General features: G+C 71.4%; 12 protein-coding genes. 1 reads left to right on the top strand and 11 read right to left on the bottom strand.

Translation table 11 applies throughout. From position 1 onward, the window contains the following. Positions 1 to 20 precede the first annotated feature (20 nt). The 4 genes from glyA to ABKA17_RS21995 form a co-directional block, all read right to left on the bottom strand. On the bottom strand, positions 21 to 1,277 hold the full coding sequence (glyA, locus tag ABKA17_RS22010) for a serine hydroxymethyltransferase (RefSeq protein ID WP_353693876.1): 1,257 nt from the start codon (positions 1,275 to 1,277) through the stop codon (positions 21 to 23). A gap of 35 nt (positions 1,278 to 1,312) precedes the next feature. Then, entirely contained in the window at positions 1,313 to 2,494 is a 1,182-nt protein-coding gene (locus tag ABKA17_RS22005; RefSeq protein WP_353693875.1) for an NAD(P)/FAD-dependent oxidoreductase, read from the bottom strand. A 115-nt stretch (positions 2,495 to 2,609) separates the two neighbouring features. Then, positions 2,610 to 3,737, bottom strand: a complete 1,128-nt coding sequence (locus ABKA17_RS22000; protein WP_353693874.1) for an aromatic ring-hydroxylating oxygenase subunit alpha — start codon at positions 3,735 to 3,737, stop codon at positions 2,610 to 2,612. Positions 3,738 to 3,815: 78 nt separating this feature from the next. After that, complete coding sequence (locus tag ABKA17_RS21995; protein ID WP_353693873.1) at positions 3,816 to 4,901, bottom strand: S-(hydroxymethyl)mycothiol dehydrogenase; 1,086 nt, start codon at positions 4,899 to 4,901, stop codon at positions 3,816 to 3,818. Positions 4,902 to 5,147: 246 nt separating this feature from the next. Here ABKA17_RS21995 and ABKA17_RS21990 point away from each other — a divergent pair, with 246 nt between their 5' ends. Then, positions 5,148 to 5,945, top strand: a complete 798-nt coding sequence (locus tag ABKA17_RS21990; RefSeq protein WP_353693872.1) for an IclR family transcriptional regulator — start codon at positions 5,148 to 5,150, stop codon at positions 5,943 to 5,945. Here ABKA17_RS21990 and folP read toward each other — a convergent pair. From folP to ABKA17_RS21955, 7 genes are all read right to left on the bottom strand, one after another. Beyond that, the gene (folP, locus tag ABKA17_RS21985) at positions 5,917 to 6,786 is read right to left on the bottom strand and encodes a dihydropteroate synthase (RefSeq protein ID WP_353694227.1); all 870 of its coding nucleotides are present in this window, start codon (positions 6,784 to 6,786) and stop codon (positions 5,917 to 5,919) included. The genes ABKA17_RS21990 and folP overlap by 29 nt on opposite strands. A 130-nt stretch (positions 6,787 to 6,916) precedes the next feature. Beyond that, entirely contained in the window at positions 6,917 to 7,519 is a 603-nt protein-coding gene (locus ABKA17_RS21980; protein ID WP_353693871.1) for a sarcosine oxidase subunit gamma, read from the bottom strand. Continuing rightward, complete coding sequence (locus tag ABKA17_RS21975) at positions 7,512 to 10,727, bottom strand: sarcosine oxidase subunit alpha family protein (protein ID WP_353693870.1); 3,216 nt, start codon at positions 10,725 to 10,727, stop codon at positions 7,512 to 7,514. Before ABKA17_RS21975 ends, ABKA17_RS21980 begins: the two co-directional genes overlap by 8 nt. Positions 10,728 to 10,751: 24 nt before the next feature. Then, a complete protein-coding gene (locus ABKA17_RS21970; protein WP_353693869.1) occupies positions 10,752 to 11,984 on the bottom strand; it encodes a sarcosine oxidase subunit beta family protein in 1,233 nt (410 codons plus the stop codon). A 22-nt stretch (positions 11,985 to 12,006) separates the two neighbouring features. Beyond that, complete coding sequence (locus ABKA17_RS21965; protein ID WP_353693868.1) at positions 12,007 to 12,867, bottom strand: bifunctional methylenetetrahydrofolate dehydrogenase/methenyltetrahydrofolate cyclohydrolase; 861 nt, start codon at positions 12,865 to 12,867, stop codon at positions 12,007 to 12,009. A gap of 36 nt (positions 12,868 to 12,903) precedes the next feature. After that, on the bottom strand, positions 12,904 to 15,342 hold the full coding sequence (locus tag ABKA17_RS21960) for a GcvT family protein (RefSeq protein WP_353693867.1): 2,439 nt from the start codon (positions 15,340 to 15,342) through the stop codon (positions 12,904 to 12,906). Positions 15,343 to 15,559: 217 nt separating this feature from the next. Next, positions 15,560 to 16,528 (bottom strand): ABC transporter substrate-binding protein, encoded by a 969-nt coding sequence (locus tag ABKA17_RS21955; protein ID WP_353693866.1) that lies wholly within the window; start codon positions 16,526 to 16,528, stop codon positions 15,560 to 15,562. Between the last annotated feature and the right edge of the window lie 6 nt (positions 16,529 to 16,534).

The following is a 16,534-nucleotide window of genomic DNA, read 5'->3' as shown; positions in this document are numbered from 1 at the left end:
TGCGGGGAGGTGGTGGTCGGTCACAGGCCGGGGTACAGCGGGTGCTTGTCCGCCAGTGCCTTGACCCGGGCCTTGAGGTCCTCGACGTCGTACGAGGGCTTGAGTGCCGAGGCGATCACGTCGGCGACCTCGGTGAAGTCCTCGGCGGTGAAGCCGCGGGTGGCCAGGGCCGGGGTGCCGATCCGCAGACCCGAGGTCACCATCGGCGGACGCGGGTCGTTGGGGACGGCGTTGCGGTTGACCGTGATCCCGACCTCGTGGAGGCGGTCCTCGGCCTGCTGCCCGTCCAGCTCGGAGTCACGCAGGTCCACCAGGATCAGGTGGACGTCGGTGCCGCCGGACAGCACGTTGACACCGGCCTCCCGGGCGTCCGGGGCCGTCAGACGCCCGGCGAGGATCCGCGCACCCTCCACCGTACGCGCCTGGCGCTCCTTGAACTCCGCGCTCGCGGCGACCTTGAAGGACACCGCCTTCGCGGCGATCACATGCTCCAGCGGGCCGCCCTGGAAGCCCGGGAAGACCGAGGAGTTCAGCTTCTTCGCGAACGCCTGCTTCGCGAGGATGATGCCGCCGCGCGGCCCGCCCAGGGTCTTGTGGGTGGTGGAGGTGACCACGTCCGCGTGCTCGACCGGGTTGGGGTGCAGGCCGGCCGCGACCAGCCCGGCGAAGTGCGCCATGTCCACCCACAGGAACGCCTCGACCTCGTCGGCGATCCGGCGGAACTCGGCGAAGTCGAGTTGGCGCGGGTAGGCGGACCAGCCCGCGATGATGACCTTGGGGCGGTGTTCCTTGGCCAGGCGCTCGACCTCGGCCATGTCGACCAGGCCGGCCGCGTCGACGTGGTAGGCGACCACGTTGAACTGCTTGCCGGAGAAGTTCAGGCGCATGCCGTGGGTGAGGTGGCCGCCGTGCGCCAGGTCCAGGCCCAGGATGGTGTCGCCGGGGGAGGCCAGCGCGAACAGGGCGGCCTGGTTGGCGGAGGCGCCGGAGTGCGGCTGGACGTTGGCGTACTCGGCGCCGAAGAGGTCCTTGACGCGGTCGATGGCGATCTGCTCGGCGACGTCGACGTGCTCGCAGCCGCCGTAGTAGCGCCGGCCGGGGTAGCCCTCGGCGTACTTGTTGGTCAGGACCGAGCCCTGGGCCTCCATCACCGCCAGCGGCGCGAAGTTCTCGGAGGCGATCATCTCCAAGGTGGACTGCTGACGGTCCAGCTCGGCGTCGACCGCGGCCGCGATCTCCGGGTCGAGCTCATGCAGGGGCAGGTTGAGCAGGGTCATCGGCGGGCTCCTCGGGTGTGGGCGCGACGGTCAGGTCAGGCGACGGCGGCCGCTGCGGCCGGGACGAGGGTGCGGCGGAGCCGGTTGAAGAACTTCGGCTGGTTCAGGGAGAGCACGGCGACGGGGGCGCCTTCGCGCCGGTAGACGGCCGTGAAGGCGCGGCCGGCGATGTCGCCTTCGACGATCTCGGGCTCGGCTCCGGGGACGACGCATCCGGCGACCTGGATACGGACCCCGTACTGGTCGGACCAGAAGTAGGGCGCGGTGACCGGTGCGGGGGCCGAGACGCCGGTCAGCAGCGTACGGACAGCGGTCTTCGCCTGTTCGGTGGCGTTGGTCCAGTGCTCGACGCGGGCGTGCCGTCCGGTGAACGGATGCGGGCAACGGGCGACGTCACCGACGGCGACCACGCCCGGGACGCCGGTCGAACAGCCCGCGTCGCACACCACACCGTCGTCCACCCGCACCCCGGAGCCCACCAGCCAGTCGGTGTTGGGTCGCACCCCCACGCCGACCACGACGACGTCGGCGGGCAGCACCCGCCCGTCCGCCAGCCGTACGCCGGTGACCCGGCCCTCGCCGATGAGTTCCGCCACGCCGATGCCCGACAGCAGGCGGACCCCGTGGTCGTTGTGGAGCGAGGAGCACACCAGCCCCATCTCACGCCCGAGTTGGCGCTCCAGGGGCACCGGGAGGGCCTCGACGACGGTGGCGGGGAGCCCGAGCCCGCGTGCGGTGGAGGCCACCTCGGCGCCGATGAACCCGGCGCCGATGACGACGACCTCCGGCCGGCCGTCGAGCAGTTCGGCGCGCAGGGCCTGCGCGTCGTCCAGGGTGCGCAGGGTGTGGACGCCCGCCAGACCGTCCGTGCCGGGCAGGGTGCGGGGGGCGGCGCCGGTGGCGACGACGATCCCGTCGGTGCGCACATGCCGTCCTCCGGTGAGGGTGACGGTGCGGGCCACGGGGTCGAGCCGCACGGCACGCTCGCCGAGCAGCCACTGCACGTCGAGGGCCTCGTACTCGTCGGCGTCGCCGAGCGCGAGCCCCTCGGCGCCGATCGCGCCCTTGAGGAAGTCCTTGGACAGCGGGGGCCGGTCGTAGGGGGTGTGGCGCTCCTCCCCCACGACGACGACCTCGCCGTCGTAGCCCTCTGCGCGCAGCGCGCGGACCGTGCTCAGCCCTGCCAGCGACGCTCCGACGACGGTGATGCTCCTCATGCGGGCTCCAGACGGGGTTGTCTCACACATCCATGTCTCACATACCACAACTACATGCGCTATACGCAACATGCTTCCGGCGCGCAGCGCCGCTTGTCAAGGGCGGTGCCCCACCTCAGCGCCGAACGTCGAGCTTGTTCTGGAGCCAGGTGTGGAACTCGCCGATGTGGTGCTCGCTGGGCACCAGCACACCGCCCTTGGCGTATGCCTTCGAGCTCATCGCCGGCTGGGTGCGCTCACAGGCGTCGAAGTCCTGCTGGTTGACCCGGTGGAAGAGTTCCACCGACCGCTCCACGTCCCTGCCGCTCTCCACCACGTGCGGCAGGTACAGCCAGTCGCACTCGACGACCGTGCGGTCGGGTGCCATCGGGTACATCCGGTGGAAGATCACATGGTCGGGCACGAGGTTGATGAACACCTGCGGCCGGACGGTGATGGCGTAGTAGCGACGGTCCTGGTCCTCGGCGACGCCCGGGATGCGGTCCAGTCCCTCGGAGCCGTCGACGGTGAAGCCCTGGACGTCCTCGCCGAACTCGGCGCCGTGGCCGACGTAGTACTGGGCCGCGTAGCCGTCGGCGAACTCCGGCAGGACCTCGGTGAGTTCGGGGTGGATCGTGGCGCAGTGGTAGCACTCCATGAAGTTCTCGATGACGAGCTTCCAATTGGCCTTCACGTCGTAGGTGATACGGCGGCCCACCTGGAGGTTCTCGATGCCGTAGCGCTCGATGGACTCGACGTCGCCGAGCCGCTCGACGACCGCGCCCAGCACGTCCGCCTCGAAGGACGGCGGGTCGTCGGCCAGGCAGACCCACACATACCCGAGCCACTCCCGCACATGGACGTTGACCAGGCCGTACTCGGTCCGGTCGATGTCCGGCATCGACGTCAGGTTCGGCGCGGCGACCAGCTTGCCGTCCAGGCCGTAGGTCCAGGCGTGGTACGGGCACTGGAAGGCGCGCTTGACCTCGCCGGACTCCTCGGTGCACAGCTTGGCCCCGCGGTGCCGGCAGATGTTCAGGAACGCCTTGATCGAGCCGTCCCGCGCGCGGGAGATCAGCACGCTCTCGCGGCCGACCTGGTAGGTGCGGAAGGCGCCGGGCTTGGCCAGTTCGGGGCCGCGAGCCACGCAGAACCACATGTTCTCGAAGACCCGCTCCTGCTCCTGGGCGAAGATCTCGGGGTCCGTGTAGTACTCGCCGGGCAGCGTGGGGATCAGGCTGGGCGGCAGGTTCGTGATGGTCATCTCGCTACCTTCGGAAGATGTCGCACGCGTACGTGGCGGGGTCGGACAGGGTGAGTCAGTGGTCGGCCGGGGTCGCGGTCACAGGAGCACCACCGAGCGCAGCACGTCGCCGTGGCGCATCCTGGCGAACGCCCTCTCCACGTCGTCCAGGGTGATCGTCTCGGTGACGAAGTCGTCCAGGTCGAAGCGGCCCTGGAGGTAGAGGTCGACCAGGGCGGGGAAGTCCCGGGAGGGCAGACAGTCGCCGTACCAGGAGGACTTCACCGCCCCGCCGCGGCCGAAGACGTCCAGCAGGGGCAGTTCGAGGGTCAGCTCCGGCGTGGGCACGCCGACCAGGACGGCGGTGCCGGCCAGGTCGCGGGCATAGAAGGCCTGTCTGAAGGTCTCGGGGCGGCCCACCGCGTCCACCACGACGTCCGCGCCGAAGCCGCCGGTGAGCTCACGGATCGCCTCGACGGCGTCGGTCCTGGAGGAGTCGACGGTGTCGGTGGCGCCGAACCGCTCGGCCCACTTCAGCTTCCGCTCGTCGACGTCGACGGCGATGACGCGGCCGGCGCCGGCCACCTTGGCGCCCGCGATCGCGGCCATGCCCACGCCGCCGCAGCCGATCACCGCGATCGAGTGACCGCGGCGCACGCCGCCGGTGTGGACCGCGGCACCGAATCCGGCCATCACCCCGCAGCCGAGCAGTCCGGCCACGGCCGGCGCGGCGGTCTCGTCGACCGTGGTGCACTGACCGGCGGCGACCAGGGTCTTCTCGGCGAAGGCGCCGATGCCGAGGGCCGGGGACAGCGGGGTGCCGTCGGCCAGCGTCATCGGCCGGCCGGCGTTGCGGGTGGCGAAGCAGTACCAGGGCCTGCCCCGGCCGCAGGCCCGGCAGGTGCCGCAGACGGCCCGCCAGTTGAGGACGACGTAGTCGCCGGGGGCGATGCCGGTGACGCCTTCGCCGACCGCTTCGACGACGCCCGCGGCCTCGTGGCCGAGCAGGAAGGGGAATGCGTCGCCGATCCCGCCCTCCCGGTAGTGCAGGTCGGTGTGGCAGACGCCGCAGGCCTCCACCCGCACCAGCGCATCGCCGGGGCCGGGGTCCGGCACCAGGACGGTCTCCACCGAGACCGGTCCGCCCCTCCTTCGGGCGACGACGGCGCGTACCTCGTGTGTCACGGTCGATCCCTCTCGGTTGCGCATACCGCAACTACATTCGCTATAAGCAACGACTGCCCAAACTGTCTCCCCGCGGACATCCACTGTCAAGAGTCCGGCCGAGCCGACTTGTCGTCCGGCGAGGGGCACCGCTGTCTTCCATCAGCAGCGCGCGCCGTGCGACCATGCGGGCGACCGGATTCGGCCACCCCAGCCGACTCCCACGGACCCCTCGGGTTCATGGACCGCCGTGCGTATAGTTGCGCTATGAGCAACTACACCGCAGAGAGCGAAACAACAGGCCCCGCGGTGAACGGGGTTCAGTCCGTCGACCGCGCCGTGAGCGTCCTGGAGATCCTCGCCCAGCGCGGTGAGGCGGGCGTCAGCGAGGTGGCCGCCGAGATCGACGTCCACAAGTCGACCGCGTTCCGTCTGCTCGGCGCCCTGGAGGCGCGCGGTCTGGTCGAACAGGCCGCCGAGCGGGGCAAGTACCGGCTGGGCTTCGGCATCGTGCGGCTTGCCGGCGCGGTCACCGGTCGCCTCGACATCACACAGCAGGGCCGGGCCGTGTGCGAGCGGCTCAGCGAGGAGATCGGCGAAACGGTCAACATCGCCGTCCTCCAGGAGCACTACGCGGTCAACCTCCACCAGGTACGGGGCCCAGGCGCGGTCGGCACTCACAACTGGGTCGGGCAGCTCACGCCGGTGCACGCCACCTCGAGCGGCAAGATCCTGCTGGCGCATCTGCGGGACACCGAGCGCGCCGACGTGCTCGCGGCGTCCGGGGTGCAGAAGCTGACGCCGCGCACCCTGACGTCCAGGACCGAGCTGGAGAAGGACCTCGCCGCGGCGCGCGAGCGCGGCTACGCGGTCACGCTGGAGGAGCTCGAGATCGGGCTGCACGCCGTGGCGGCCCCGATCCGGTCCCGCGACGGCGAGGTCATCGCGGCGCTCAGTGCTTCCGGCCCCGGGTACCGCTTCACCGAGGAGCGCATCCACGAGTTCGCACCCGCGCTGATCGGCGGCGCGGACGAGATCAGCCGGCGGATGGGCTATCTGGGCTGAGGCTCCCGGCCGGGGCGTGGCCGGCCGGCGATCGTGTCGGCGCCGCTTCGAGGCCCAGGCGGGCCGTCACCCGTACCGCGTCGGCCGTCGAGGCGACATCGTGCACACGCAGGCACCAGACGCCCTGGGCGGCGGCGAGCGCGGACACGGCGGTGGTCGCGGCGTCGCGCAGCCGGGCGGGCCGGGGGCGGCCCGTCGTCCGGTCCGCCAGCAGAGCGCCCAGGAACGACTTCCGTGAGGCGCCCACCAGCACCGGGTGCCCCAGGGCCAGCACGTCCCCGAGACGCCCCAGCAGCTCCCAGTTGTGGTCGGGTGTCTTGGCGAAGCCCAGTCCGGGGTCCACGACCAGCGAGCCGGGCGCCACTCCGGCCGCCAGAGCGGCGTCGATCCGCAGGCGCAGTTCGTCCAGCACGTCGGTGACGACGTCGTCGTAGACGGCGCTCGCCTGCATGCCGGCGGAGTGCCCGCGCCAGTGCATCAGCACGTACGGCGTCCCCGCCCGGGCCATCAACGGCAGCATCGCGGGGTCGGCGAGGCCCCCGGAGACGTCGTTGACCAGCCGCGCGCCCGCGTCCAGCGCACGGGCGGCGACCTCGGCCCGCATCGTGTCGACACTCACGCTCGCGCCCGCCGCCGCCAGCCGCCGTACGACGGGCAGGACCCGGCGCAGCTCCTCCTCGACGGACGGACGGGTCGCGCCGGGGCGGGTCGATTCGCCTCCCACGTCCACGAGGTCCGCGCCCTGTTCGAGCAGCGCGAGCCCGTGCGCGACGGCCGCGTCCGGGGCGAACGACAGCCCGCCGTCGGAGAAGGAGTCCGGCGTCACGTTCACGACGCCCATGACCAGCGTCCGGCCGGGCCGGGGCAGCCCGTACGGGTGGCGTGCGGGCGTTCCCGGATGCGCGGGGGTGGTGGGGGCAGCCGTGACGCTCACAAGGGCCGGCCTTCCATGAGGGGGGACTCCATGCGGCTCAGACGTACTCCGCCGCCGCGTCGAGCAGCCAGTCCGCCAGATATCCGGCGAACGTCGACCGCACCAGGACCCAGAACCCGGCCCTGGGCTCGTCCCGGGCGACCAGGACGACCTGGGTGCGGCCCAGCGTCGTCTGGGCGCAGCGACCGGCGCCGAAGACGCGCGGATGCAGATCCAGCGGACAGCCGTGGGCCAGCAGGTCCAGGGCGAGAGGGCCCGTGACGAGGAGCGTGGTGCGCTGCGCGGAGACGTCGGTGACCGAGACGTGCTCGTCCCCCGCCGCCTCCCGGATCCGGTTCTCCAGATCCCGCTCGCCGCCCGGTGGCCCGACCAGCAGCCACTCGTCCGGGCCGAGCCACACCGCGGTCAACTCCCCCGCGCGGACGACGGTGTTCGGCTGGAGCGGCAGTTGCAGGTCCAGCGCGAGCCCGACGGTCTCCGCGGCGGCGCCCTTGGCGTCCAGGCGCACGTTGAGCTGCGTGAGGAAGGGGAGTTCGGCCAGCCGGATCGCGCCCCCGGAGGCGCGGGTCGCGGCGGCCAGCCGGTCGGCGGACTGTGCCAGCGGACTGCGGAGCGGGGCGGTAAGGGCGGTGTCAGCCATCGCGACGGGCTCCCTCGGGGTCGTAGAGGACGGGACTTGCGACGGTCACCGGCACCAGCCGGTCGCCCACGGGGGCGTACAGACGCTCGCCGATGCGCTCCCGGCCGCCCTTGATCAGGGCCAGCGCGAAGGTCCGGCCCAGGGCAGCGCTGCGGTAGCTGGACGTGACATGGCCGAGCATCGGGACGGGCGGCGCGGGCAGCACGCTGTCGGCGACCAGGTGGGTGCCCTCCGGCAGGAAGGTGCCCGGGTCCTCGGGGAGCAGGCCGACCAGGTGCTTGCGGTCGGGTCGGCCGGTGTCGGCGCGGGCGTAGGACCGCTTGCCGATGAAGTCCGGCTTCTTCTTCGACACCACCCAGTTCATGCCGAGATCCTGGGGGGTGACGGTGCCGTCGGTGTCCTGGCCGATGATCGGGTAGCCCTTCTCGGCGCGCAGGACGTGCATGGTCTCGGTGCCGTACGGGGTGATGCCGTACGGGGCGCCGGCCTCGTGGACGGCCTCCCACAGGGCGAGGCCCTGCCACGGCGACACGTTGATCTCGAAGGCGAGTTCGCCGGAGAAGCTGATCCGGCAGACCCGCGCCTCGATGCCCGCGACGGTCGTCTCCCGCCAGGCCATGAACGGGAAGTCGTCGTTGGCCACGGCGAGTCGGGGCGCGAGGGAGGCGAGGACCTCCCGGGACTTCGGGCCGACGAGGGCGACCGTGGCCCACTGCTCGGTCACGGAGGTGCAGTGGACCTTCAGCTCGGGCCACTCGGTCTGGTGCCACTCCTCCATCCAGTCCAGTACGGCGGCGGCGTTGCCCGTCGTGGTGGTCAGGAGGAAGCGCTCCGGGGCGACGCGGATGACGGTGCCGTCGTCGAAGACCATGCCGTCCGGGCGGCACATGACGCCGTAGCGGATCATGCCGACCTTCAGGGTGCTCATCATGTTGGTGTAGAGCAGGTCGAGGAAGACCCCGGCGTCCGGTCCCTGCACGTCGATCTTGCCGAGGGTCGAGGCGTCCATGAAGCCGACGCTCTCGCGGGTGGCCCGGCACTCGCGCAGCACCGCGGCCTCCATGTCCTCGCCGGCCTGCGGGTAGTACCAGGGGCGCTTCCACTGGCCGACGTTCTCGAACAGGGCGCCGTGCGCGACATGCCACTCATGGAGCGCGGTCGTGCGGACCGGGTCGCTCAGCGCGCCCCGGTCGCGGCCCGCGAGGGCGGCGAAGGAGACCGGGGTGTACGGCGGGCGGAACGTGGTCGTGCCCAGCGCGGAGATGTCCACCCCGAGGAGTTCGGCGACGACGCCGCTCGCCAGGACGCCGGAGGTCTTGCCCTGGTCGTTGGCGGTGCCGGCCGTGGTGTAGCGCTTGGTGTGCTCGACCGAGCGCAGTCCGGCGCCGGTCGCGCGGGCCAGGTCCTCGACGGTGACGTCCCGTTGGAGGTCGACGAAGCGGGGAGCTTCCGTGCCGCCCGGGACGACGTACACATGCATCGGGGGCGTGGGCGTAGGCTGCGCGGCCGTGGCGGGCAGGCGGGGTGTCTCCGGCTGGTAGCCCTCAGCCTCGACGGCTCGCGCTCCGGCGGCCGCGCCCTGCGCGAGGACCGTGGCCGCGTCCAGGGCACCGCTCGCGCTGCCCACGACTTCGAGCGCCTGATGGCAGGTGTCCGGGACGAAGGAGCCCAGCGTCTCGTCGTGGCGCAGCTTGCCGCCGGACTGGCTGAACAGGTGCGCCACCGGGTTCCAGCCGCCCGAGACCAGCAGCAGGTCGGCGGCGAACTCACGGCGCCCCACGGACTCTCCGTACGGCGCGACGGTCACGGCGCTGAGACGGGCCTCGCCCTCCGTCCCGGTGACGGCGTGCCCGGCCAGCACCTCGATGCCGGCCGCCCGGGCCCGCTCGGCCCACTCCCCCGGTTCGGGGCGGGCGTCGACGATCGCCGCGACGGCCAGGCCCGCCGAGGCCAGGTCCAGTGCGGCCGCGTAGGCGCTGTCGTTGGTGGTGAAGACGACCGCGTGCCGGCCGGGGAGAGCGCCGTGCCGGTTGACGTGGGTGCGGGCCGAGGAGGCCAGCATCACGCCGGGTCGGTCGTTGTCGGCGAACGCCAGCGACCGTTCGTGGGCGCCGGTGGCGAGGACGACCCTGCGGGCGCGGATACGCCAGACGCGTTCGCGGGAGACGTGTTCCGGGGCGGCGGCGCCGAGGTGGTTGGTGCGGCGTTCGACGGCGAGGAGGTGGTTGTCGTCGTAGTAGCCGAAGACGGTGGTGCGGGACAGCACGCGGACCTCGGGGGCGGCCTCGAGACGTGCGCGCACCTCGCCCACCCAGTCGAGGTGCTCGCCCGTGCCCAGGAGGCTGCCGCCGGGTTCCGGCTGGTCGTCGGCGAGGATGACGCGGGCGCCGCTGTTCGCCGCGGCGGCCGCTGCCGCGAGGCCGGCCGGGCCGGCGCCGACGATCAGCAGGTCGCAGTGGGCGTGTACGGCGTCGTAGCGGGCCGGGTCGGGGTCGGTGGCGAGGCGGCCCTGGCCGGGGAGGCTGCTCGCGACCAGGCCGTCGTAGAGCTCGACGGTCGTCGCGGGGAGCATCGGCTCGGGGAAGGGTTCCTCGATCTGGATGACCGCGTTGGGTTCTTCGACTCCGGCGGAGAAGATGCCGCGGGGGCGGCCGAGCTTGATGCTGGTGCCGGCCTGGATGACGCCGTTCGCCAGGAGGGCGGAGGCGAGGGTGTCGCCTCGGTAGCCCTGGTACTCGGTGCCGTCGAAGGTGAAGGTGAGGGGGGTTTCGCGGTCGATCCGGCCTCGGGTGGGGTGGCGGAAGGGGTTTTCCTCGCCCCCGCCGCCCCTACCCGTCCCATCCTGAAGGGGCTCCGCCCCTTCGACCCCGTTCGGCCCTGAAGGGGCCTCGTCCTCAAACGCCGGACGGGCTGGCAGCAGCGGCCTCGCCTCAGGAGTTTCCGGCCGTTCCTCTCCCGTCCTGTACACCGTCAGGATCTCGTTCGTCGACGTGTCCCGGACCGCGTTGAACCAGCGGCGGCAGCCCGCGGCGTGGCTCCAGCGTTCGGCGAAGGGGCCCTTGGGGTTGTCGCGGAAGAAGAGGTAGCGGGCCCAGTCCTCGTCGGAGAGGGACGCCGGGTCCGGGGGGTAGGCCACGTGGGCCTGGCCGCCGTAGTGGAACTCGGCCTCGTCGCGGGGCCCGCACCAGGGGCAGGGGATGAGCAGCATGTCGTTCGGCTCCCTTGAGGATCCCTAGTGGGCCACCGCGGCCGCGCCGTGCTCGTCGACGAGCGCGCCGGTGGTGAAACGGTCGAGCGAGAAGGGGGCGTTGAGGGGGTGGGGGGTGTCGTGGGCGATGGTGTGGGCGTAGACCGAGCCGACGCCGGGGGTGGCCTTGAAGCCGCCCGTGCCCCAGCCGCAGTTGAGGTAGAGGTTGTCGACGGGGCTGAGGCCGATGATCGGTGAGGCGTCGGGGCTCACGTCGACGATGCCGCCCCAGGTGCGCAGGACATGGGCGCGGGCGAAGACGGGGAAGAGCTCCAGGGCCGCCGCCATCTGCTCCTCGATGATGTGGAAGGCGCCGCGCTGGGTGTACGAGTTGTACGCGTCGATGCCCGCGCCCATCACCAGCTCGCCCTTGTGTGCCTGGCTGACGTACACGTGGACGGCGTTGGACATGACGACCGTCGGGTGCACCGGCTCCAGCAGTTCGGAGACCAGGGCCTGCAACGGGTGGCTCTGGACGGGCAGTTCGATGCCCGCCATGGCGGCGAGGACCGAGGTGTGGCCCGCCGAGCAGAGCGCGACCTTGCCCGCCGCGATGGGGCCGAGGTTCGTCTGCACGCCCACCACCCGGTTGCCGACCACGTCGAGGCCGGTGACCTCGCAGTTCTGGATGATGTCGATGCCCGCCGCGTCCGCCGAGCGGGCCAGGCCCCAGGCGACGTAGTCGTGCTTGGCGATGCCGGCGCGGGGCTGGTACGTGGCGCCCAGGACCGGGTAGCGCACGTCCTGCGAGATGTTGACGATCGGGCAGACTTCCTTGACGCCGTCCGCGTCGAGCCATTCCGCGTCCACGCCGTTGAGACGGTTGGCCTCCACGCGGCGCACGCTGTCGCGCACGTCCTGGAGGCTGTGGGCCAGGTTCAGCACACCGCGCTGGGAGAAGAGGATCGGGTAGTCGAGCTCCTCCGCCAGGCCCTCCCACAGCTTGAGCGCGTGCTCGTAGATGCCGGCGCTCTCGTCCCACAGGTAGTTGGAGCGGATGATCGTGGTGTTGCGGGCCATGTTGCCGCCCCCGAGCCAGCCCTTCTCCAGCACCGCGACATTGGTGATGCCGTGGTTCCTGGCGAGGTAGTGCGCGGTGGCCAGGCCGTGTCCGCCACCGCCGACGATGACGACGTCGTACGACCGCTTGGGCTCGGGGTTGCGCCACAACCAGTCGGGGTGGTCGGGGAGGTCGGCGCCAGGGGCGTGGGGACTCATCGCACGTCTCCGTTCAGCACGTTCATACGGTGTTCGCGTTCCTCTCGGCGGCCTCGACCACGTTGGCGAGCAACATCGCCCGGGTCATGGGGCCCACTCCGCCGGGCATGGGCGCGAGCCAGCCGGCGACCTGGGCGGCGTCCGGGTGGATGTCGCCGACCAGCCCCTGTTCGGTGCGGGTGATGCCGACGTCCAGGACCGCGGCGCCGGGGCGCAGCATGTCCTTGGTGACCAGTCCGGGCGAGCCGGCGGCGGCGATGACGATGTCCGCCTCGCGGGTGTGCCAGGACAGGCCCTTGGTGCCGGTGTGGCACAGGGTGACGGTGGCGTTCTCGGAGCGGCGGGTGAGCAGGAGGCCGATCGGGCGGCCCACCGTGATGCCGCGGCCGATCACGCAGACGCGCGCTCCGGCGAGGGGCACGTCGTAGCGGCGCAGGAGTTCCACGATGCCGCGCGGGGTGCACGGCAGCGGGGCGTCGACTCCGAGGGTGAGCCGGCCGAGGTTGACGGGGTGCAGTCCGTCGGCGTCCTTGGCCGGGTCCATGCGTTCCAGTACGGCGTTGGCGTCGAGGTGGCGCGGGAGCGGGAGCTGGACGATGTAGCCGGTGCAGGCGGGGTCGGCGTTGAGTTCGTCGATGACGTCCTCGACCTGCTCCTGTGAGGCGTCGGCGGGCAGGTCCCGGCGGATGGAGGCGATGCCGACCTGGGCGCAGTCGCGGTGCTTGCCGCCGACGTAGGCGCGGCTGCCGGGGTCGTCGCCGACCAGGACGGTGCCCAGGCCCGGCGGCCGGCCGTCGACGGCGGTCAACTTGGCCACCCGCTCCGCGAGTTCGCGGCGGATGTCGGCGGCGGTCGCCTTGCCGTCGAGCAACGTTGCGTTCACCGGCGGTGTTCCTTCCCTCGGAGTCGACGCGGGGTGTCAGCCACGCAGGCGGGACATGGTGGGGTCGAACAGGGGCTCCTCGGCGACGACCGCCTCGACGCGCTCGTCGAAGTAGCCGATCTGTACGGGCGTGCCGGGGGTGGTGAGTTCGGCCGGGAGCCACGCGTAGGCGATGCCCTTGCCGATGGTGTAGCCGTAGGCGGCGCTGGTGACGTAGCCGACCGGGCGGTCGCCGTCGTACACCGGTTCCTTGCCCAGGACGACCGAGCGCGGGTCATCGATGGTGAGGCAGGTCAGCTTGCGCCGTACGTTCTCCTTGCGGCGCTCCAGTGCGGCCTTGCCGACGAAGTCGCCCTTGTCGAGCTTGACGGCGAAGCCGACGCCGGCCTCGTAGGGGTCGTGCTCGTAGGTCATGTCGGTGCCGAAGGAGCGGTACCCCTTCTCCAGGCGGAGGCTGTTGAAGGCGCCGCGGCCGGCGATGACGCCGCCGAGCGGCCGGGCCGCCTGCCAGAGGGTGTCCCACAGCTTCTGGCCCTGGTCGGCGGTGGTGTACAGCTCCCAGCCGAGTTCACCGACGTAGCTCAGGCGCATGGCGGTGACGGGTACCGAGCCGATGTAGGCGCGCTTGGCGCGGAAGTACTTCAGGCCGTCGTTGGTGAAGTCCTCGTCGGTGAGGGGCTGGAGGACCTTGCGGGCCAGCGGGCCCCACAGGCCGATGCAGCAGGTGCCGGGGGTGATGTCGCGGACCTGGACCGTGCCGTCGGCGGGCAGGTGGCGGCTGAACCAGTCGAGGTCGAGGTTGCCGTTGGCGCCGACCTGGAAGAGGTCGCGGGCCAGGCGGGCGACGGTGACGTCGCTGCGGATGCCGCCGTCGTGGTCCAGGAGCAGGGTGTAGGTGACCGAGCCGACCGACTTGGCGACCTTGCCGGTGCACAGGCGCTCCAGGAACTCGGCGGAGCCGGGGCCGCTCACCTCCAGGCGCTTGAGGGCCGTCATGTCGTACAGGGCGACGGTCTCACGGGTGGCCTGGGCCTCCGCGCCGACGATCGGGGACCAGAACTGCGCCGCCCAGTCGTTGGGGGTCGGGATCGTGCGGCCTTCGACGAGGTCCGCGTTGGCCTCGTACCAGTGGGGGCGCTCCCAGCCGTTCGCCTCCAGGAAGAACGCTCCGTGCTCCTGCTGGCGGGTGTGGAAGGGGCTGGTGCGGATCGGCCGCGGGTCTCCGGAGGGCTGGAGCGGGTGGAGGATGTCGTAGACCTCGACGAAGTTCTGGCAGTCGCGGGCCAGGACGTACTCCGGGGACAGCTGGTGCGGCTCGAAGCGGTTGACGTCGCACTCGTGCAGGTCGAAGGACGAGCAGTGGCCGTCGACCAGCCATTCGGCCATGGCCCGGCCGACGCCCGCGGAGTGGGTGACCCACACCGCTTCGGCTACCCAGAAGCCCTTGACGTCCTGGGACTCGCCGAGCAGCGGGAAGTTGTCGGTGGTGAAGGAGAACAGGCCGTTGATGCCCTCCTCGACCTTCGCCTCGCGGGTCGAGGGGAGCAGGGACTGGGTCTCCGCCCAGGCCGGCTCGAAGTCCTCCTCGGTGAACTTCAGGACCGAGGGCATCTCGGCGTTCTCGTCGAAGGCGCGGATGTCGTCCGCGGAGATGGGCATCGGGCGGTGGCCGTAGTAGCCGATGCCGATGCCGTCGTAGCGGTCGCGGTAGTAGAGGTCGGCGTCCTGGTGGCGCAGGATCGGGCGGACGGCCTCCTCGGTCTGGCCGGCGAGGGCGGGGACCGGGCCGGTCCAGGCGAGCTGGTGGGCCAGCGGGGTCAGCGGCAGGTTCATGCCGACCATACGGGCGATCTTGGGGCCCCAGATGCCGGCGCAGCACACGACGATGTCGGCGGGGATCTCGCCCTGGTCGGTCAGGACGCCGGTCACCTCGCCGTCGGCCTTGAGGACGTCGAGGACCTCGTGGCGGGCCAGGAAGCGCACACCGCGCTCGGTGGCCCGGCGGATCTGCGCCTCGACGGCGAGGACGGCCTTGGCGAGGCCGTCGGTGGGGACGAGCAGGCCGCCGAGGACCCGGTCGCGGTCGACCAGGGGGTGCTGTTCGACGCACTCGTCGGCGGTCAGGATCCGTGACTCGATGCCCCAGGCGGTGATCCAGCCGTGCCGGCGGTGCAGTTCGGTCAGGCGCTCCGGCGTGGTCGCCACTTCGAGGCCGCCGACCTGGAGGAAGCAGGGCTTGCCGTCGACGTCGAGGGAGCAGAACTTCTCGACGGTGTAGCGGGCCAACTCGGTCATGGTCTTGGAGGAGTTCGTCTGGAAGACCAGGCCCGGGGCGTGCGAGGACGAGCCCCCGGTGGCCGGGAGCGGGCCCTGGTCGACCACGGTCACTTCGGTCCAGCCTCGCGCGGAGATCTCGTCCGCGAGTGCCGCACCGACGACTCCCGCTCCGATGATGACCACTCGGGGTCCCGCCATCGCCGCACCTCCGGTTGAGTTGCTTTCTGCGCAACGTGCTTCAGGTTGCGCAACTCAATGTGCCTTCCGTCCGGGTGGGTGTCAAGGGTTGCGGGACCTCGGAAAACAGGCCGGAAAACAGGCCTGGACACAGCGACGCCCGGCGGGTGGTGCGCAGGGGCTGCGCACCACCCGCCGGGCGGGTTCGGACCGGCTTTCGGCTCTCTCGTCGCCGGCGCTACTTGATCCAGGCGTCCACCTTGGCGCGGTTGGCGTCGACCCACTTCTTCGCCGCCGCCTCGGGGGTCATCTTGTCGACCGCGATGTACTTGGCCACGACGTTCTGGTCGTCGTTGGTCCAGGTGAAGTTCTTGACCAGGTCATAGGCCGGGCTGCCCGACTTGGCGAACTTCGCGCTGACGATCTTGTCCAGCTTGTACACCGGGTAGTCGCAGTCGACCTTGTCGGGCTCGGCGTCGCAGCCCGCCTTGTAGTCGGGCAGCTTGACCTTCTTCAGCGGCACCTCGGACATGAACCACTGCGGCTCGTAGAAGTAGCCGATCACCCATTCCTTGTTCTTCTCCGCCTTGCGGAAGGCCTGGATGAGCGCGGTCTCGCTGCCCGCGTACACCACCTTGTAGTCCAGCTTCAGGTTCTTCACCAGCGCCTCGTCGTTGGTGACGAACGACGGGTCGCCGTCGAGGAGCTGGCCCTTGCCGCCGGACTCGGAGGTCTTGAACTCGGCGGCGTACTTGTCGAGGTTGTTCCAGTCGAGGATGTCCGGGTGGGCCTTGGCCAGCCACGGCGGCACGTACCAGCCGATGAGGCCTTCGTTGCCGGTCGGGCCGGCCTCGACGGCCGTCTTCTGGTCGGTGATGTACTTCTTCTTCAGGTCGTCGTGGCCCCAGTTCTCCACGACGGCGTCGACCTCGCCGGTGCCGAAGCCCTGCCAGGCGATCTCCTCCTTGAGGTCCTTGGAGTTGACCTTGCAGCCGAGGTCGTTCTGCGCGACGTAGGCGAGGACCGCCGCGTTGGCCTCGTAGCCCACCCACGGGTTGACCGCGAGGTTGAAGGTGCCGCACTTGCCGGAGCTGCCCGAGCCGCCGGCGTCCGAGGAGCTGTCGCCGACCTTCGCCCCGCCGCAGGCGGTCAGGGTGAGGCCGAGGACCGCTATGCCGGCCGCGCCGGCCCGCCAGTGTCTTGCCATGATGTG

Origin of the sequence: Streptomyces sp. RG80 (assembly GCF_040446465.1) — a bacterium.
Lineage (GTDB): Bacteria > Actinomycetota > Actinomycetes > Streptomycetales > Streptomycetaceae > Streptomyces.
This window is presented reverse-complemented; position numbering and strand designations above follow the sequence as displayed.